Genomic DNA, 17497 nt, shown 5'->3' with positions numbered 1-17497 from the left:
ACGGACCACTCGCGAATTTTTTGAATGCTGGTTTTATGAAAGCGGTGAAATCGCAATCAGAGACGGGCAGGTCATTGGCGTGCGGAAGGAGCGCCGGGCGGGGATTAAGACGGCGGATTGTGCCGCCATGTAATCACGGAGCCAACTGTCCAAAGCTAGTGAAGCCGGTACGCCGGCATGGATGTTCGGACCTTCTTGGCATCGAATGCGCTCTCGCTGTCGGCCGAGATCGACACGTGATCAGACAGATATCGCAACCTCAGAAACGTAAGGTTGTACCATTGTCCGCCGTCAGCTCAGCTCTTCGCGACATAGGCTAAGCCAGCGATGGCGGACGACGCTTGTGCCAGTCGGTCCCCTGTTGATACGCATCAGCTAACTTGAGAATGTCTGCCTCAGCGAATGGGCGGCCGGTAAAGGAGAGGCCGATCGGCAACCCGTTTGAATCGAAGCCGCAATTCACGCTGATTGTCGGAAGGCCCAAGTAGTTGAAGACCTTGGTGTTGGCCGAAATCGCCCTAGCCTTGGCTTCGGCATCGGCTCCCCGCCTCTCTATGTCGGTTTCCGCCAGAGTCGGGAGGCAGATCGGGATAGTGGGCGTCGCAAGCACGTCGACGCGGCCGAACACCTCTTTTGCAAACTCCTTCAGGATCGGTCCGCGCCGGGACAAGGCCTCCAAATAGTGTGTTGCAGGGATAGCATAGCCCGCGTAGATCCACGAAATATCCGGGGCATAGTCCTGCGGGCGCTTGCGCATCCACTCGGCATGCCTGGCGGCCGCTTCGACCTGCACGAGGATATGTGCATACGCCAAGATCGCGTCGATCAAGGGCGCTGGGATGCGCTTGATCTTGGCGCCAAGGCTGATCAGCATCCCGACTGCCTCGTCAAACGCGAGGGCCACCGGCTGATCCGTGTTGTCCAGGAAATACGTGGTAGGGACGCCGACCTTGAGGCCGTCGGCCTTGCCGTTGAGTGCCTCCTCATACTGGGGCACATCCTCGGTTGAGCTGGTTGGGTCTAAGGGATCATGCCCTGCGATCACTGACAGAATGCGCGCGCAATCCCGGGCCGTTCGAGCAAGGGGGCCGACATTGTCAAGCGAGAACGCGAGCGGCATTACGCCGGCGCGGCTGACTCGCGTCTGGGTCGGCTTGATGCCCGTAACGCCGCAGGCCGCCGCCGGCAGCCGGATTGAGCCGCCGGTATCGGATCCAAGAGCCGCATAAGTCATGCGCGTGGCCACCGCCGCACCTGAGCCCGAGGAAGACCCGCCGGCGACGTAGGGAAGGTTCCACGGGTTGTGACAATCGCCGAATTCCTTATTGTGCCCAGTTCCGCCCGCAGCGAACTCGGCCATGTTAAGCCCGCCGAAGCTGTAGGCACCAGCCATATCCATACGGGCGAGCACAGAGGCTGTCACCTCGGGCACAAAGTCCTTACGGATTGGCGAGCCGCAGGTGCAAGGCTTACCCTTTCGATAAAACATGTCTTTATGTGCCATAGGTACCCCATGCAGAAGGCCGAGCTTGCCGCCTCGCTTCATGGCGTCGTCGGCATTCCGGGCGGATTGGACAGCGCCTTCGTAGTCTAACCAGATCGTTGCGTTGAGCTGCTTGTCCGCGCGCTCGATATTTGCAAAACATGCATCGAGAAGTTCTAGCGAGGAGATTTTCCGTTTGCGGATAGCGTCCGCAGCCTCGGTCAAGGTGAGATCGGAGGGATCGCTCGTCACGCCTTTTCCTTCGCCTTGAGCACCGCGTCGAAGCTCGCCGGCTCGCCCTCAAAATGCAAGTTTCCACGCATGCTCTCGACCTTGTGAATCGTCTGAGCAAGCCGTACGACGGCACGCTTTGCATGTTCGTTCGGCGCTGAGATGGTGTGCCAAGTGATGATCCACGATTCAACCCGATCAATAAATTCGCTCATCCCTTCCCTCCTAACGGCCCTTGGCCCGCCCGCCGACGCCAGGTGAATACGTCCATCTCGGCGAGCCACGCCGCAGACAGTCTCCCCAGCTTGCAGTGTCTCTTCGACTAGGCGAACCTTCTCGCGTAATTCCAGCGCCGCCGACGCTCGACTGGCAAAGTTGCCCCCCGTCTTCGCGCATGTGCGTGACAATCCCTGACGGCGCGCTGGATCCAACGATCGCCACCACCTTGCCTCGCCTGATGTCGAGCGACGCGTTCTTGACTGCATAATAGCCGCCATACTGGACATTGATCTCCTTGATGCGGACGATGTACTCTGCCTCGGGCCTGGCTACTGCCTTTTCCTTGAGCTAGTGCGCTGTCTCGGATTTTCGGTGATCTTCGATTTCCTTTTCGGTATCGCGGACGCTTGCCGTCGTGCTTGAGCGTTCAGCGGGAACATTTCTTTCCCAGGTGGGCGACAAGATTTCGGTGCCCGGTATCGATACGGGAGCGCCGTGGAGTACCCAGTCCGTCACAATCGTCCCTATGACGGGCGCAAGCTGAATGCCGTAGCCTCCGGCACCGGCGGCCGTGATCAGGTTCGGTTCGGATGGATCGATGGCGCCGACGAACGGCCGATGGTCAGCGGTGACTGGATAAAGTCCTGCCCAACCGCGACCGAGACGAGCGCCAGGCAGTTCCGGAACACGCTCAAGAAGCAGCTCCGCCAGCTTGACTTTCGATTCCTCGTCGCATTGGTCGTTATAGTTGTCAGGATCCTCCGGAAACGGAGAGCTGACTTTGTGGATTTCGGCAATCAACTCGTTCCGCTTCTCATGACGGAAGTTGAGGCCAGTGCCCTCCCCGTTCACGAGATCCATCACCATCGGCATCGTATAGTCGAGCGGCTCGTCGAGGTGGACTGTCACCGCCTCGTGCCGCTCTGGACAGATGTGCAGCGTTTGTCCGAAAATTTCGGCGACTGCTGGGGCCCACGCGCCAGCCGCATTTATTACAAAGTCGCAGTCGATCCCGCCCTTGCTGGTATCCAATCTGTAATCGCCGTTTCGTCGCGTTACGTCGACAAGTTCACAGAACTGAAAAATGTTGCCGCGGCGCGTGCGTACCTTTTCGGCCAGGAAGGTACACATCTCATGAGGGTCAAGAAATCCATCGTCGGGTCCGAACAGCCCTCCTTCGAGCCCGTCAGGGTTGATATGCGGAACGAGCTGTTGCAGCTCGCGTGCTTCATAGAGGCGAGACCTGAAGCCCGCCTCCTCCTGTATCCTTACCGATCGTGCGAACAGCTCCATCTGTTCGGCAGTGCGGGCGAGTCGGAGGTAGCCTATATGGTTGAAGCTAAGTCCGAGATTTTCCCAGTCGCGGAACTGCCGCACCGAATGGGTACGCAGCAGGATATCGAACGGGTCCGTAAGCTGCGTTCCCACTACGCCTACCGAGCGGCCGCTCGACCCAGAAGCTATGGATTGAGCATCAAGAACCGTGACACGGACTCCATGCTCAGCCAGGCTGAATGCCGAGCACATTCCGAGCGTACCCGCCCCGATCACGACGACATGAGGAGAAGGTCTCAATTGTCATCCATTGCGTTTTTGGGTGATCCGGCGGTTACGTCCGCCGCGCCGGACCGAGCGACAAGGCCATGGTCGGAATTTCCTGAGATCTCACCCAGCGTCTCGTCAATGGCGCCGAGAATCGCGCGCGCGTCATCCTCAGTCATTGCAGTCGAGAGCGCGAACAAGCCGTAGCTCGCCGACAGGACTCCACGGTTGAGAAGACCTTTGTGGAAGGCGTCGAGTCTCTCGCGTTCGGCCGGCCCTGGATAGACCGAGCGATAGTCGGTGACGGGCAGAGCTGTGAAATGTACCTTGAGTAGCGAGCCCAGCCCGACGCACCGGCCGGCGAGCCTGTGCAGGTCTAGCGAACCTGTAATGCCCTCGCGCAGCAGGCTGCCTAGATGGTCGAGATGGGCGAAGCTCTCCGGCGTCAGTGCCTGCATGGCGGCGAGACCGGCGCACATCGTCACCGGGTTGGCGGTGAAGGTCCCAGCGTGCGGGAGCGCCGGCTTGCCGCGGGTCGGGTCGAACACGGCCATGACCTCAGCCCGTCCACCAACCGCGCCGATGGGAAAGCCGCCGCCGATGATTTTTCCGAGCGCCGTCAGATCGGGCGAAATTCCCCACAGCCCTTGCGCCCCGGAATGACCGAGGCGGAATGAGATCACCTCGTCGAAGATGACCAGTGCGCCGGCGGCATGCGCGATCTCAATCATCGCCTCCAAATAGTCCTTACGCGCTGGAATCAGTCCGGCGCGGTTCGGCATTGGATCGATCAGCACACCGGCGATGGTGTCACCATGCGCGGCGAAGACTGCGCGCAACGCTTCTATGTCGTTAAAGGGAACCGCGATCACGTTGTCCAGCACGCTGCGCGGCGTGCCGCGCGCGTAGGGAGTGGAAGCGGGCATGTCGCCCCAGTTAGTGGGCGAGCTGTCAAGGCTGACTTCAGCGAAGTCGTATGACCCGTGATACGCACCCTCGATCTTGACGATCTTCGGCCGTTCGGTGAAGGCGCGGGCAGCCTTGATCGCCATCATCACGCCCTCTGTGCCCGAATTGGCGAAGCGGATCTGTTGGACCGACGGCAGGCGCTCGACGAGCAATTCCGCCAATTCGATCTCGCTTCTCGTCGGGGCTCCGAAGGCGGTGCCATGTGCCATCTGGTCGATCACGGCCGCCGTCACGTTCGGGTGGCCATAGCCGTGGATCATGGCGGTGAAGTTATTGATGCAGTCGTAGTAGGCGTTACCGTCCACGTCCCAGACCCGGCAGCCCTCCCCGCGTGCGGCGTAGATGGGAAAAGGGTCGATGAAGACCGTGGTGCGCGTGTTGCCGCCGGGCATGACCCTGCGGCCACGCTCGAACAGGCGGCGGGATGTAGGCATTGCGTCGGGATAGCGCGGCATGATCACGGAAATCAGATAAAAGGACAGGAACGGAGGGCGGCGAAGCGGTCACCGCCCTTCAACAATCAGTTCGTCATGATCGTGTGGCTTTGCTCGCGCATGTACTGCGGGAGGAACCATGCGCCGAGACCACCCTTGCCGCTGACCCCCGTGCCTTTCCAGCCACAGAAGGGCTGCGCGCCCGGCCACGCGCCGGTCGTCGCGCCACTGGCGCGGTTGGCATAGAGAACACCTGCTTCTGCCGTGTCGAGGAAGTATTGCAATTCATTTTGGTCGCGGGTGAAGATGCCTGCCGATAGCCCATAGGCGATGTCGTTGCCTTCGGCGATCGCGGCCTCGAGGCCGTCGACGCCGCGAACAACAACGAATGGCATGAACAGCTCTTCGCGGGTGAGCTTGTCCGGCCCGTCGAGTTCGACCACGGTCGGCAGGACATAATTGTCGGCAAAGCCGTGGCCCAGCGCCGCGCCGCCGAAATGGACCTTGCCTTTGCCATTCACCGCGGAAAGAGCGGCTCTGAAACGCTTTACAGTTGCGTTCCCATAGACAGGGCCCATAAAAGTCTCGGCCCTTCGCGGATCACCCACGACCAGCTTGGATGAAAAGTCCACGAGCTTGCCGATGAACTCGTGCTTGACCACGTTGTCGACGTAAACGACCGAGCAGGCGGAGCATTTCTGCCCTTGCAATCCGAACGCCGATCGCGCCACCCCTTGCGCGGCGCGCTCCAGATCGGCGCTTCGCGTAACATAGGCGGGGTTCTTGCCGCCCATCTCGGCGATCACCGGCTTCATGTGCGGCAGCGCCGCCATATGGCGGAAGATGCTCATTCCTGTCTTGTGCGAGCCGGTGAACGCAACGCCGTCGATACCGTCGTCCGTGGCGAGCAGACGTCCGACCTCACCATCGCCAAGGACGATGTTGAACACTCCGTCCGGCAAGCCGGCCTTGCGCAATGTTTCCGCTATCAGCAGGCCGGTCAACGAGCATCCCGGGGAAGGCTTGAAGACGACCGAACTGCCCGTCAGCAGAGCGCCCGACACCATGCCAATGGACAGCGCGAGCGGGAAATTGAACGGGGCAATCACCGCGAAGACTCCGTAGGGCTTCATTACGCTTCTGGCGATCTCATTCGCAACCAGTTCGTTCATCGAGCGCGTATAGCCGTTGTTCGCCTTCAACTCCGACGAGTAGTACTCCACCATATCGAGGCATTCTTCCGCCTCGCCGACTGCCTCAATGCGGGATTTGCCAGTTTCGTAAAGCGCCGCAAGGCCAAGCTCATACTTCTGCGCCGCGAGGGCTGCCTGCCAACGCTCGGCGAAGGCAAGCCGCTCCTCGAGAGACGCACGACTCCAAATGTTAGCCCCCGCGCGCGCCGAGGCGATCGCAGCCTTGGCGTCGGCAGCCGTGGAGATCGGAAATCGCCCCAAAGAAAGGTCAGGACTGATCGGGCTGGCGATCTCCTTCAGCGGTCCTGTCGAAAACGGCGTCGACCACTCCCTACCAAGAAAAGCCTTCTCAAAACTGGGAATGATTTTGTCCAGATGCGCATGCACCGGTGAAAAATCGACTCCAATGTTGGAGTAGGTCACACGCGGGAGATCAAGAACCATAGCCACCTCCGAAAATCGAGACTAAATCCTGATAATCAGGATTTACTCACAAGTCAACCGTAAGGACTAGAAATTGAGATTTGATCCCACTTTTTAGGACCTAGAAAGCCTCGATGGGGGTCCCCGGGCTGTCTAGGGGATCTTGATCCCTTCGCTCTGCTAGCAGATGGGTGGTGCTCACATCGCAAGCATCGATCGCGTCGACCGTGCCAGAGGTAAGCGCGTTGGTGCGGGCGACGACGTCCTGCACCACCAGAGTCTCGGCGGAATCGAAATTGCCATGGCCTAGACGCCACTAGTTCGGGTAGGGCTGGAGGGTCGCGCGGACGCCTGCATCGAAGGATGAAATGGTGTAGCCGCCCGTGCCGACCATCTGCGATGTAACGATACGATCGCCGTCGACGGCGAAGATCAGCAGGCGATAGTCCGACAGGATTAGGGGAAGTTTTGGGAGCGGACAGAGTGAGGACGACAGTGCTCCGGCCGATTCGCAGGACGCCTTTGTTACATGTGGCCGGGTCCTAGGTGTCCGTCGTGAAGTCGCCAGATGAGCCGATACGGAAGTGGCCGCCCGTTTTCGGAGATTGAACGAAGTTGGCAGCCGGCAGCTACAATGCAGCTGTGAGAAGCAACGCGGATGCCGCTAAGAGCGCCGGTCGAGCCGCCCATGGCGCCAATCCATATCGGCCGTGCCCGTTTCTCATGTGATCCCGATTGCTTGCGATATGCAAGTCTTGAATCTTCTTCATGGTTCTGCCTTCTTAAAGTCCACGTACTTGCAGTTTCAGGGGCGGCTCTATCGCGGAGAAATCTAACTGCGCTAGGTCGCGTGTGATAACGACCAGTCCGTCCTCCCGCTCCACCCCGTCGGCGATCTCGCGCGGCGGGTCAAATGTCCCGCCAACTCCCTGAATAAGGATTCGACGCCCTTCAATCCGCACGAACCCCTTCGTCCGCAGCAAGCGATCACCGCAGTACCCCACCAGATTCTCGATCCACTCGATGAGTTGCTCCCATTTTGGCGAATCAAATTTGATGAGAAAGACTTTCATCCTTGTATGCTGGAAGTTGTGCGGCTCCTGGCGCGCCACAATGGGAAAACTCGATGGAAGTGGCCTTTGATTACGGGCAAAGGCAAGCCGGGCTCGTCGCGTGCGGTCGCATTCGTTCACGATCGCCGCCAGCGGATTCAGATACGCGGCGGCTTCGCTGGCTCTCTTCAGGGCGAGCTCATCGACGCGATCAACCTTTGTAACGACTATCGTCTGCGCGGCAGCGAGCTGGGCGACGGCTTCTTCGAAGCGGGCTGTCGTGTCGGGCCCCTGTTCGCTATCGTAGGTCGACAATACGGTCGTGCGCAGTGGCATCCTGATATCGAGGAGCGATCTCAGAATGGGAGAAGGCTTCGACAGGCCACTTGTTTCGACAATTATGCGTTCCAACGGTTGCCCTCCCACGGCCTCCCTTTCCGCAAGCAGAGCCAGGATGGCGTGAGGCAGATCGCTATTGAGCGAACAGCATACGCAGCCGTTATCGAGTGTCGCGAGGGGGAGCCCGGTGCGCCCGGTCGTGATGAGCGCACCATCCACGTCGATCTGACCGACCTCGTTGACAATGACACCGGTGTTGGCGGTCTTCGGGTCTTGCAAGTGGTCGAGGATAAGCGAAGTTTTTCCGCTTCCGAGAAAGCCCGTCAGCAGAAAGACTTGCGGATAAAATTGCTGCACATTGACGCTCATACGTTGTCTTGGCCGAGCAAGGTATCGATGTTCGCGCCAGCCCAGCTGCGCGCCACGATCTCGCGCACATCCGCTAACAGTTCAGCCGTATCGTAGACCACCCCGTTGCGGATTGTGTATTGTAAGCCGCGCCGCCATTCTGGCTGACCTATCGCGTCATTGAGGCGCAGCGCGCCCGTTCCGTAGAGGAATTTCAGATCCTCGAGTGGGTTTTCTTGGTGAACAAGCAGGTCGGCGCACTTTCCTACCTCGACCGTGCCGATATCGTCGGCCAGTCCCATCAGCTCTGCGGCGGAAAGGGTCGCTGCGCGGATAATTTCCAGAGGGTGAAAACCGGCTTCCTGGAACCATTCGAGATCGCGGATGAAGCAGAAGCCATAGATTTGGTAAAGATACCCTGCGTCACTGGCCGGGCAAACGCGGCCGCCTCTTTTCATATAGTCGTACACGAACGCAGACCATCGCCGGAAATGTTCCTTCCATTCGACCTCATTTCTTGTCGACCATTGAAACCAGTATGATCCGTGGTTGCCGCGCTGCGGCTCAAAAAAATCCCATAGGTTCTTGTGCGTATATTTGTCGTGCCAATCGGCGCGCCTCGCCCGCATCAAGTCCCTGTTGGCCTCCAAGATGGCAAGGGTGGGGACGAACGTATGATCGAGTTCGAGGAAACGATCGAGCGTTTCGTTCCATTTCGCGCTGCCAGGCTCAGCCGCGTGCATGAAGTTCTGGCTGCTACTGTTGTAGCGCAGATATTCGTCCATGAAATCATAGTTGGCGGGGTATGGCTGAATGCTGGATCGCTCGAACATGGCTTCAGGGACACCGTAAAAATGTTCCGTACTCGTAAGCCCCCAGCTGGCCGTGGTCAGCGCGTTCAACCTGGAAAGCGCCATTTGTGGGTGATGACAGCCACTGCGAAGGCCAAGCGCCGTCGATTCTTCAAGGGCGGCTTTGAAAATCGCCGGCGAGGCCCCGTAGAACTTAACCCCGTCCGCGCCTCGTTCCGCGATGGCTCGCAACCAGGCGCGCGCTTCTCCCGGCGTGTGAATGATGTTCAGGCTCTCATTGACTGATGGAAAGCCGGCATAGGCCATGATCCGGGGCGCGGTGATCTCATTGGCTTCGGATGCGGCTTTCTGCTGAAGCGTCCAGCCCAGCCCGTTTCCCGACCACATCTCCCGGACGGTCGTGATGCCGTGCGCCAACCAGAGTTTGTAGACGTATTCGACTGGCGCCCGCTCGCCGTTCGCCGCGTGACCATAAGCCCCGATGTGCACGTGGGAATCGATGAATCCGGGAGTTACCCATTTCCCGTGGCAGTCGATCTCTAAGTCGCCCTTAGGTGGGCGGCGTTCGGGGTTGATCGGCATCTTGGGGAAGCCCACGCTCACGAACTGAGTTATGCGGTCGTTCTCAACCACGATGTCAATCGGCCCCATTGGAGGAGCTCCGGTTCCGTCGATCACCGTGGCTCCGCGAAGGACAGTTCGCGGAAATGGTCCCACGCCACGGTCGCGACGACGGGCCGGCGCGAGCGAGGGCATTCCACGAGAGGCCGCGATTACCGCCCCTTCGTCGCCAGCCGGGGTTCCGGGTGGCGGAAGAATTGCATTGGACATCGGCAGAACTCCTACCGTTTTTCGGCTATTATAACCAGTTTCCGGATTTATTATGGCAGCTGCGCGGGAGTCAAGGGGTCCGGTGCTACCACAGCGGGTCCCTTGCGAGCCTCGATCGCGCTGATTTGGATTTGGCATTTCATTGCCGAGCCTCGTCGCAGCGTCCAGGCGAGCGCATCCCGATCGGAATTGGTTCGGATCTGCCCGAAGAAGGCTTCCGCAAGCCTCTGGTCGGAAGACCGAGCGAGTCGCGTCAGAGCCGGCGGGAAGTCATGTTCGCTCGCCCGCTTGGCTGAAGGTCCAGACGCAGGTGCTTGTCGGACGTTCGGCGAAATGCCCGCGCAGCCCCATAAGTAGCCGACGAAATCCGCCGGCTGGTGCGAATGAGTTGGTATCTATCCAGTTCTCGTGAGTGTCGACAGCGAGTGCTCTGACGAGACGCAGGCAGCTCTCGCGTTAGAGAAGATGCGCTCGGCACAGGTGCGCGCCTGATCTCTTCGTTGAGGAGCTCCAGCATGTTGATGCTCTTCAGGTGCTTATGGTACGGAAGAAGGTGAGCGTCGCTCGATGTTCTCCTCGACCCAGGCACTCAGCCGGGGATAGTGGGCGCAGGCGCCCAATAGCCCAAGGTGATCGCGCGCCTTCCTGAGGAACTTGTAGGGACTTGATCGAACAGTCGGCGGATCGGTCAGCTGCTACCGCCGAGACCAGCGTCCCCGGTTGCGGCCAGTCCAAGGTGAAGGACGCGCCGGCGCGCGAGGGATGCAATCCCTCGATCGGCGTGCGCTCTGGGCGTAGGCCGCGGCTGGCGGGCTACGGGCGCCCGAACTCCGCGGGAAGAGGCCGGCCGGTGCGCTCCAGGTGATCAACGAGCAGCCGCTTGATGGCTACTCGCCGGTCGCCTGCACCGACCAAAGTTGAAGCGGCAAAAAAGTCCGATGTGAGCGATGGCTGAGGCTTTCATCTGCGACTATGTGCGAACGCCGATAGTCCGTTTTTGCAGCGCGCTCTTCTCGGTCCGCGCCGAGGATCTCAGCGCTATCCCGCTGAAGGCGCTCATGTTGCGCAATGCATCCGTGGACTGGTCGATGTTGTGCTCAGGTGAAGACAATCGGAACATCGCGCCCAGGTCGCTGCTACTGGTCGGACTGCCAAAGGAAATTCCGGGCTAGACTGTGAACTGGTTGTGCGGCGCGGCCTCGATGCGCTCAACATTGCCGCCGCTCCATCAACTGCGGCGAGGTCGAACTGATGATCGCCAGCGGCGCGGAGTCGATGTGCCGGGTTCCTTCTGTGCTGCAAGGCTGACACCGCCTTCTTGGGAATGCTGAGACCTACGATACCACCACCGGCTGGTGCTTCATCAACCCACTCGTGAAGAAGCAGTACGGCGTGGGGAATCTACCCACGTCATGCAGAAAGGAACGTTTGTGGTATTGTGACTGCCGGCAACGCGGCGTGAAATGATGGGGCGGCCGCGCTGCTCGTGGCATCAGAGGCAGCGGCAAATGATACAATCTCAATCAGATCGCACGGATTCTCGCCGGGACCGCTACCGGCGGCGCGCCTCGCATCACGTGTATCCGGCAACTTCAACACGGCAGCTTTGTGCGCGCCTTAGTACAAAAAAACCGACCTCGACGTGGTCTAGCTCAGCGAGGTCTTCGGCGCCAGGCCGTTGCCGTCCTACGGGAACTCAGCATTCCTTTGACCCGTATTTTGTAAGCCCCAATGGTGGTGAGATCGCGCAGGTCATCCGCTCGGGATATCAGGCGCACGCATTGCTGGAAATGTCGCCCTTGAACTCTCACTCACAACAGACGGCGCGCTCTCGCAACCGTGTTCATCGGCGTCGGGCAAGGCATCGCGATAGCAATCGAGAAGGCCTAAAATAGCTAGAATTAGTCGTTGAACGGAGAACGCTGGCAATGAAGGCTTCTGGTGTTGGGAGCATGGCCGTTATCGGCAACGGGGTGATCGGACATGGAATCGCGGAGGTATTTGCGAAGGCGGGCTGGGAGGTCTGTCTCATTGGTCGTAGCCAGAAGAGTCTCGAAAGCGCGCTCCAGCGGATTGGCGCAAGCCTCAACGAATTCGTCCAGGCTGAGGTGATGAGCGTTTCATCTGCGAAAGCCGCGATCGCGAAGATCCGAACCTCAACCGAGTTGAAGGCAGCGGCAGCGGCGGAATTCGTGATCGAAGCCGTTCCGGAGGACATGGAGCTCAAGGTTGGCATATTCTCCAAACTCGACGGAATTTGTCGTTACGATGCCGTACTCGCGACTTCCAGCGGCCATCCGGCCAGTGCCGTCGATAAACGCGTCGAACATAAGGAGCGGGTCATCGCCGCGCATTTTTGGTATCCGCCCCAACTGCTTCCGCTCGTCGAGGTTTGTGGCAGCGGTGCCACGAGCAACGCAGTGGTCGAGCGTACATGCGCTATTCTTGGCGGTATCGGCAAGACGCCCGTGATCATCGATCGCGAAGTGCCTGGATTCATCGGGAACCGCATCCAATTTGCGGCACTTCGTGAGGCTTGGGCGCTTTGGGCCGCGGGTGTTGCTTCAGCCGAAGCCATCGACTCGGTGGTCCGGCATTCGATCGGACGACGGCTTGCTGTGACCGGACCGATCGAATCAGCGGACCTTGGCGGTCTTGACACGATGTATCATTTTGCTCGTTTCCTGGTACCGAGCCTCGACACTTCTTCTGAACCACCCGAACAGGTGGCGGCTTTAGTCCGTGGTGGGCATTGCGGATTCCCCAGTGGCAAAGGCGTCTACGATTGGACCCAACGAGACGGCTCTGCACTGCTGTCAGCCCGGCGTCGTGAACTGATGCGATGGCTCCAAGTGGACGAGCAAGGGTCGGGAGTCCGATAGGGCCGCCCGCACTCGCGCAGCCAACTAAGTGAAAGGCTCCCGCCAGGGAAGCAGAACCTGCCGGCCTGAGCGCGACCGCATCTTTTCAACCCCAGGTTTTGTCGCGGATGCGGCTGTGCGCGAGGTCAGGAGGAGGATGCGGTCCCTTGCTCGCCTGCGGCGGAAGCGTCACAATCGCTCGCTCGAACAAAGTAATGCGCGATAAAATAAGTCAAATGAGTCGCGGGCACGGCTCAAGATAGATAAACAAAAGATCTACTGCCGGCTCCATAGTTCTTCGGGTCGTCTCTATGCAGGAGCGCCACATGATGGCTTTCAAGAAATGCGGGCATCTCGATGTGAAGAGCGGGTGCGTAATGCCCGCAGGGACGACTTCGAGATTACCAACACATTCGTCCCGGCAGAGACGCTTGTTCTGCCGAAGGCGAATCTGGGTTGGTTTAAGACTGGCTAGCAGGTCTCTCCGCCCCCTTTACGGCAACTTCCCGGTGCCATTCCATACGTAATTACGGAAAGCCAGCGCTGAGTTGCCAAAGCCAATTGGAAAACCTGTTTGAAAACGATCCGCTCAACATTGCCGGCATATGCCAAGTGTTAGCGATGGTCTCCGAATTAGTGGGCACGTAACCTTCGAATGTCACTCCGCCGGTCTGGTCCAAAAACGCAAATGCTCGTTCTTCCATCGAGACGTCCAAATTAACGTACTGTTTCATAGAGCTGCTCCGTTTCGTAATCTGCTGAGGCCAACCCTACTGAACCTCCTGTCTTCCAGAAGCCGTCAGGCGCGATACGTTAGTAGTCGCGGGTGCGATCGCGGGAACGATCCTGTAAAGATAGTCTCGCACCGGCAGAAGAGTCACCATTCCGTATGACCATACGATCGCCCCGACTAGCAATAGCTAGGGCTGCTTGCCGCCGAAGCCGGTCAGGAACGCGGCGAGGTTGTCACCGAGCGCGTCGCAAAGATAGCCGCCTTCCTGCACGATCACCGTAGGCAGGCCGAGCCCGGCAATAGCTTCGCCGATACGCGAGAAGCCAAGCGTCGTCACCGACAGGCCGCCGAACGGATCGCCCTCGAAGGCGTCGAGACCGAGCGCCACTACCAGCGCTTCGGGCGCGAAGGCGCGGATGCGCCGGAAGGCTGTTGCGAGCCCTTCCAGAAATGCCGCGTCGCCGGATTTTAGTGGCAGCGGCAGGTTGAGGTTGTAGCCGAGGCCGGCGCCTTCGCCGCGCTCGTCGGCGTGGCCCCAGAAAAAGGGATAGAACCGCATCGGATCGACATGCAGTGAGACGGTGAGCACGTCCGGCCTCGCGTAGAAGATGCCTTGCGTGCCGTTGCCATGGTGCAGGTCGACATCGAGAATCACCACGCGCGCAGCACTGCTGCGCAACGCCTGCGCCGCCACCGCCGCATTGTTGATGAAGCAGAAGCCGCCAGCGACGTCGGCGAAGGCATGGTGGCCCGGCGGCCTGCAAAGCGCGTAAGCCGAAGGCGCACCCGCCATCACGGCTTCGGCGGCTTCGACTGCGCTCCAGGCGCTCCAGAGCGCGCTGCTCCAGGTCTCGGTCGAGATTGGGCAGGCAGCGTCGGCCATGTGGTAGCCAGCCTGGCCGACCACCGAGGCAGGATATGGGCCTTTGCGGGCGATTGGATGGATGTTCGGGATGACTTCTGCCGAGGCGCCTTCGAGGCGCTGCCAGCGCGCGAAAACGTGCTCGAGGAAGTCGAGATATTCGGGTGTGTGCACAGCGGTGATCGGGCCAAGGCCACGATCCTTTGACCGTTCAACACTCAAACCGGCTGATAATGCGCCGGCTAACAATCTCTCGACCCGTGCCGGCTTTTCAGGGTGGGGCTTGGCTATGCCCCTGGAGAGGACGGCTTTCGGATCATGACGTTTCTGTTCCTCGGCATAGAAGGCCTTCATCATTTTTTCTCCGTTGAGTCGGCGAAGACAAAGAAAGCGTCGCCGACGATCTTTTGCACCTGCTCGTGGCTTGAGCATCCGATGCCGAGCCTTCCATAGAATGCTTTTGCTATCTCGTTGTCGGTGTGAATGGAAAGGCGAAGATAGACCCCGCCAGCCGCGCGGCACTCCCTGGCCACGCGCCGCAGCAGTTTCTCGCCAATACGCCGGCCGCGAAAGCGGTTCTCGACATAAAGATCCTGCACATAGACGCCCGGACGGCCCATCCAGGTCGAGAAGATGGGGAAATGCAGGCAGAGCCCGGCGAATTCGCGATCGACCTCGGCAATTAAGGTCGAGAAGGTGGGATTCTCGCCGAAGCCGTAGCGGCGAAGATCGTCGGCCGTCGATTTGATGTCCTGACGTGCGCCTATATGGATGGCGAGCTTGAGCAGAGCGGCATGAATGGTTTCGACGTCCTCGAGCCGGCCGGGTCGGAGCGTGACGGCCTGGGAAGCCATCGAAATGCCACTAGGTCGCCGCCCTTCAACGCCAGCATTTCGCGCGCTTCGGCAGACGTTGCGACCTCCAACGACAGGATCTTGAATTCGCGGATGCACCGTACCTGGTCGGGATTGGACTTCGCCAGTTAATGTCCATTCCTCCAGCCCGACAGGGACATTGCCACGCATTGTGGCGGCGATCGGCATCAGCGATATCTGGTGGCGATCGGCGGTGAGCACCGAGAACTGATAGCTGTCGTCAAACAGCTTGTCGACGATGTGCTTCATGTGGATGAGATTGTCGGGATCGGCGCCGATAACGCCGATGAGGCCGAGCACGAACTGCAGGAACAGCGGCCCCAACATCAGGCCCCGCTCGCGCAAATGTAGCAGCGAGTAGAGATGGCCGACGTCGTAGTATTCGAACTCGAAGCGCGTGCCGGAACCTTTGCCGTGCTCCTCCGAGATAGTCTGTAAGTCAGCGGAGGGTTTCCTGAAGATCGCGTTGCGCGTGGCCTTGAGCAGTTTCAGCTCCCAATCGTGCTGCCATTCGCGCGGCCGCTCGAGCACCGGAAAGGACGCTAAAATCATCGAGCCCATATTGAGCGAGCAGATTTCGGGCCGAGCCCGCAAGCGTGCTGCCAGCCGCGGGTCTAGCCTCATCAGCGATGGGCCGCCGATGGTAATATTGATCACCGTGTCGGTCGCCTGCTTAATACGCGGCAGAAACTGCATGAAAACGTCCGGATCGACCGTCGGCCGTCCGTCATTCGTGGCGCGGGCGTGCAGATGCCGGATAGAGGCGCCGGCCTCCGCGGCGGCAATGGCATCGGTCGCGATCTGGTCCGGTGTTACCAGCAGATGGGGCGACATCGGTGGCGTATGCACGGAGCGGGTGACGGTGCAGGTGGTGATGACTTTCCTCGGTGCCATCGTCTCGTCCCCTCAACCCTCGACCGGCAGGTCGAGTTCGGCGGCAAGTGCCTCCAGCGAATCGCCAATGATGGCGATCATCTCGCCAATCTGCTCGCGCGTGATGATCATCGGCGGTGCCACCATGAAATTGTCACCGTCAACGCCACCCTTGACCTTGCGGCCATAGATAATTAGGCCGCGCGCATATGCGAGGTCGAGCAGGCGCTGCGTCCCCTTGCGAGCCGGGTCGATCGGCCTCATCGTTTCCGGATTGGCGACCATTTCGGCGCCGAGAAGCAGGCCCTTGCCGCGCGTGTCGGCGATAAAGGGGAAGCGCTTTTGCAGCGCCTTCAATTCGCCCATCAGCACATCTCCCATCGAGGCGGCGTTGGCGGTGAGGTCGAGCCTGTCCATCTCGTCGAGCACGGCAAGACCCGCCGCACAGGCAAGCGGATTGCCGGCATAAGTGTGGCCGTGCTGGAAACCGCCGGAGGCAAGCAGCGGCTCGACCAGCCGCATCGGCGCGGCCAGCGCGCCGAGCGGCGCGTAGCCTGAGCCAAGTCCTTTCGACAGTGCGACAATGTCGGGCTTGCAGTTCCAGTGGTCGCCGCCGAGGAATTTGCCGGTGCGGCCGGCGCCGCTCATCACCTCATCATGGATGAGAAGGATGCCGTAGCGGTCGCAGATCTCGCGGACGCGCGGATAGTAGCTGTCGGGCGCGACAAGGGCCGCTGTAGCGGCACCGCCGACCGGTTCCATGATGAACGCGAGCACGCTTTCCGGTCCCTCGGCGAGGATCTTTTCCTCGAGTATGTCGGCATAACGAAGCCCGCGCTGTTCCATCGAAAGATTATCGCGGTCGCGCCAGGCGGTTGGCGCCGGCACGGTCGGCATCACCCGCATGATCGGGGCAAAAGTTTCGGCGAGTGCATCGTCGCCGGTGACGGAAAGCGAGCCAAGCGTGCCTCCGTGATAGGACGGGAAACGAGTGATCACTTTCCAGCGCTTGGCCTGGCCAGTGGCGACCGCCCACTGCCGCGCAAGCTTGATGCAGGATTCGGTTGCTTCCGAGCCGCCGGACACCAAGAAGATGCGGTCCATGCCCTCGGGAAGTTTGCGTGCCAATTTCCGCGCCAGTTCTTCCGCCGGCTCGTTCTCGAAATGCAGCCGGTAAGCGAAGGTGGTCTTGTCCATCTGCCGCTTCATGGCGTCGAGCACGTTGCTGTTGGAATGGCCGATATTGGCGACCATCGGTCCGCTTGACCCATCGATGAAGCGGCGGCCATCCCTGGTCCAAAAATAGATGCCTTTGGCACGGTCGACGAGTGGCCGGCGCTGGCTGGAGAGATAGAACAAATGCGATGGCGGCCGCGCTTCGGCGTCGGGTGAAGGCTGCACATCCAGTTGCGGCATG

11 protein-coding genes and 3 pseudogenes are annotated in these 17497 nt (G+C 60.0%); 2 read left to right on the top strand and 12 right to left on the bottom strand.

Annotated elements, in window-relative coordinates:
- Positions 1-316: 316 nt before the first annotated feature.
- From IVB05_RS09810 to IVB05_RS09775, 8 genes and pseudogenes are all read right to left on the bottom strand, one after another.
- The gene (locus tag IVB05_RS09810) at positions 317-1735 is read right to left on the bottom strand and encodes an amidase (RefSeq protein ID WP_247784000.1); all 1419 of its coding nucleotides are present in this window, start codon (positions 1733-1735) and stop codon (positions 317-319) included.
- Entirely contained in the window at positions 1732-1929 is a 198-nt protein-coding gene (locus IVB05_RS09805; RefSeq protein ID WP_247783999.1) for a hypothetical protein, read from the bottom strand. The genes IVB05_RS09810 and IVB05_RS09805 overlap by 4 nt, the downstream gene beginning before the upstream one ends.
- Positions 1930-2281: 352 nt before the next feature.
- Entirely contained in the window at positions 2282-3484 is a 1203-nt protein-coding gene (locus tag IVB05_RS09800) for an FAD-binding oxidoreductase (RefSeq protein WP_256473439.1), read from the bottom strand.
- A gap of 20 nt (positions 3485-3504) precedes the next feature.
- The gene (locus tag IVB05_RS09795) at positions 3505-4899 is read right to left on the bottom strand and encodes an aspartate aminotransferase family protein (RefSeq protein WP_247783997.1); all 1395 of its coding nucleotides are present in this window, start codon (positions 4897-4899) and stop codon (positions 3505-3507) included.
- Positions 4900-4964: 65 nt separating this feature from the next.
- The gene (locus tag IVB05_RS09790) at positions 4965-6515 is read right to left on the bottom strand and encodes an aldehyde dehydrogenase family protein (protein ID WP_247783996.1); all 1551 of its coding nucleotides are present in this window, start codon (positions 6513-6515) and stop codon (positions 4965-4967) included.
- A gap of 761 nt (positions 6516-7276) precedes the next feature.
- On the bottom strand, positions 7277-8254 hold the full coding sequence (locus IVB05_RS09785; RefSeq protein ID WP_247783995.1) for a CobW family GTP-binding protein: 978 nt from the start codon (positions 8252-8254) through the stop codon (positions 7277-7279).
- Positions 8251-9876 (bottom strand): amidohydrolase family protein, encoded by a 1626-nt coding sequence (locus tag IVB05_RS09780; protein ID WP_247783994.1) that lies wholly within the window; start codon positions 9874-9876, stop codon positions 8251-8253. The genes IVB05_RS09785 and IVB05_RS09780 overlap by 4 nt, the downstream gene beginning before the upstream one ends.
- Positions 9877-10146: 270 nt before the next feature.
- Positions 10147-10478: pseudogene (locus IVB05_RS09775) on the bottom strand (transposase); the annotation flags it as partial.
- Positions 10479-10823: 345 nt separating this feature from the next.
- Here IVB05_RS09775 and IVB05_RS09770 point away from each other — a divergent pair.
- A pseudogene (locus tag IVB05_RS09770) lies at positions 10824-11766 on the top strand (3-oxoadipyl-CoA thiolase).
- Positions 11767-11828: 62 nt separating this feature from the next.
- On the top strand, positions 11829-12758 hold the full coding sequence (locus IVB05_RS09765; RefSeq protein ID WP_247783993.1) for a 3-hydroxyacyl-CoA dehydrogenase family protein: 930 nt from the start codon (positions 11829-11831) through the stop codon (positions 12756-12758).
- Positions 12759-13657: 899 nt separating this feature from the next.
- Here the strand turns inward: IVB05_RS09765 and IVB05_RS09760 are convergent.
- From IVB05_RS09760 to IVB05_RS09745, 4 genes and pseudogenes are all read right to left on the bottom strand, one after another.
- Entirely contained in the window at positions 13658-14686 is a 1029-nt protein-coding gene (locus tag IVB05_RS09760; protein WP_247786640.1) for a histone deacetylase family protein, read from the bottom strand.
- Positions 14686-15186 (bottom strand): GNAT family N-acetyltransferase, encoded by a 501-nt coding sequence (locus tag IVB05_RS09755; protein WP_247783992.1) that lies wholly within the window; start codon positions 15184-15186, stop codon positions 14686-14688. The genes IVB05_RS09760 and IVB05_RS09755 overlap by 1 nt, the downstream gene beginning before the upstream one ends.
- 2 nt (positions 15187-15188) lie before the next feature.
- A pseudogene (locus tag IVB05_RS09750) lies at positions 15189-16101 on the bottom strand (3-keto-5-aminohexanoate cleavage protein); the annotation flags it as partial.
- 12 nt (positions 16102-16113) lie between these two features.
- On the bottom strand, positions 16114-17496 hold the full coding sequence (locus tag IVB05_RS09745; RefSeq protein WP_247783991.1) for an aspartate aminotransferase family protein: 1383 nt from the start codon (positions 17494-17496) through the stop codon (positions 16114-16116).
- Position 17497: the final 1 nt, after the last annotated feature.

This window comes from Bradyrhizobium sp. 170 (assembly GCF_023101085.1).
Classification (GTDB): domain Bacteria; phylum Pseudomonadota; class Alphaproteobacteria; order Rhizobiales; family Xanthobacteraceae; genus Bradyrhizobium.
The sequence above is the reverse complement of the archived record's forward strand: the minus strand, read 5'-3'. Positions and strand labels throughout refer to the sequence as shown.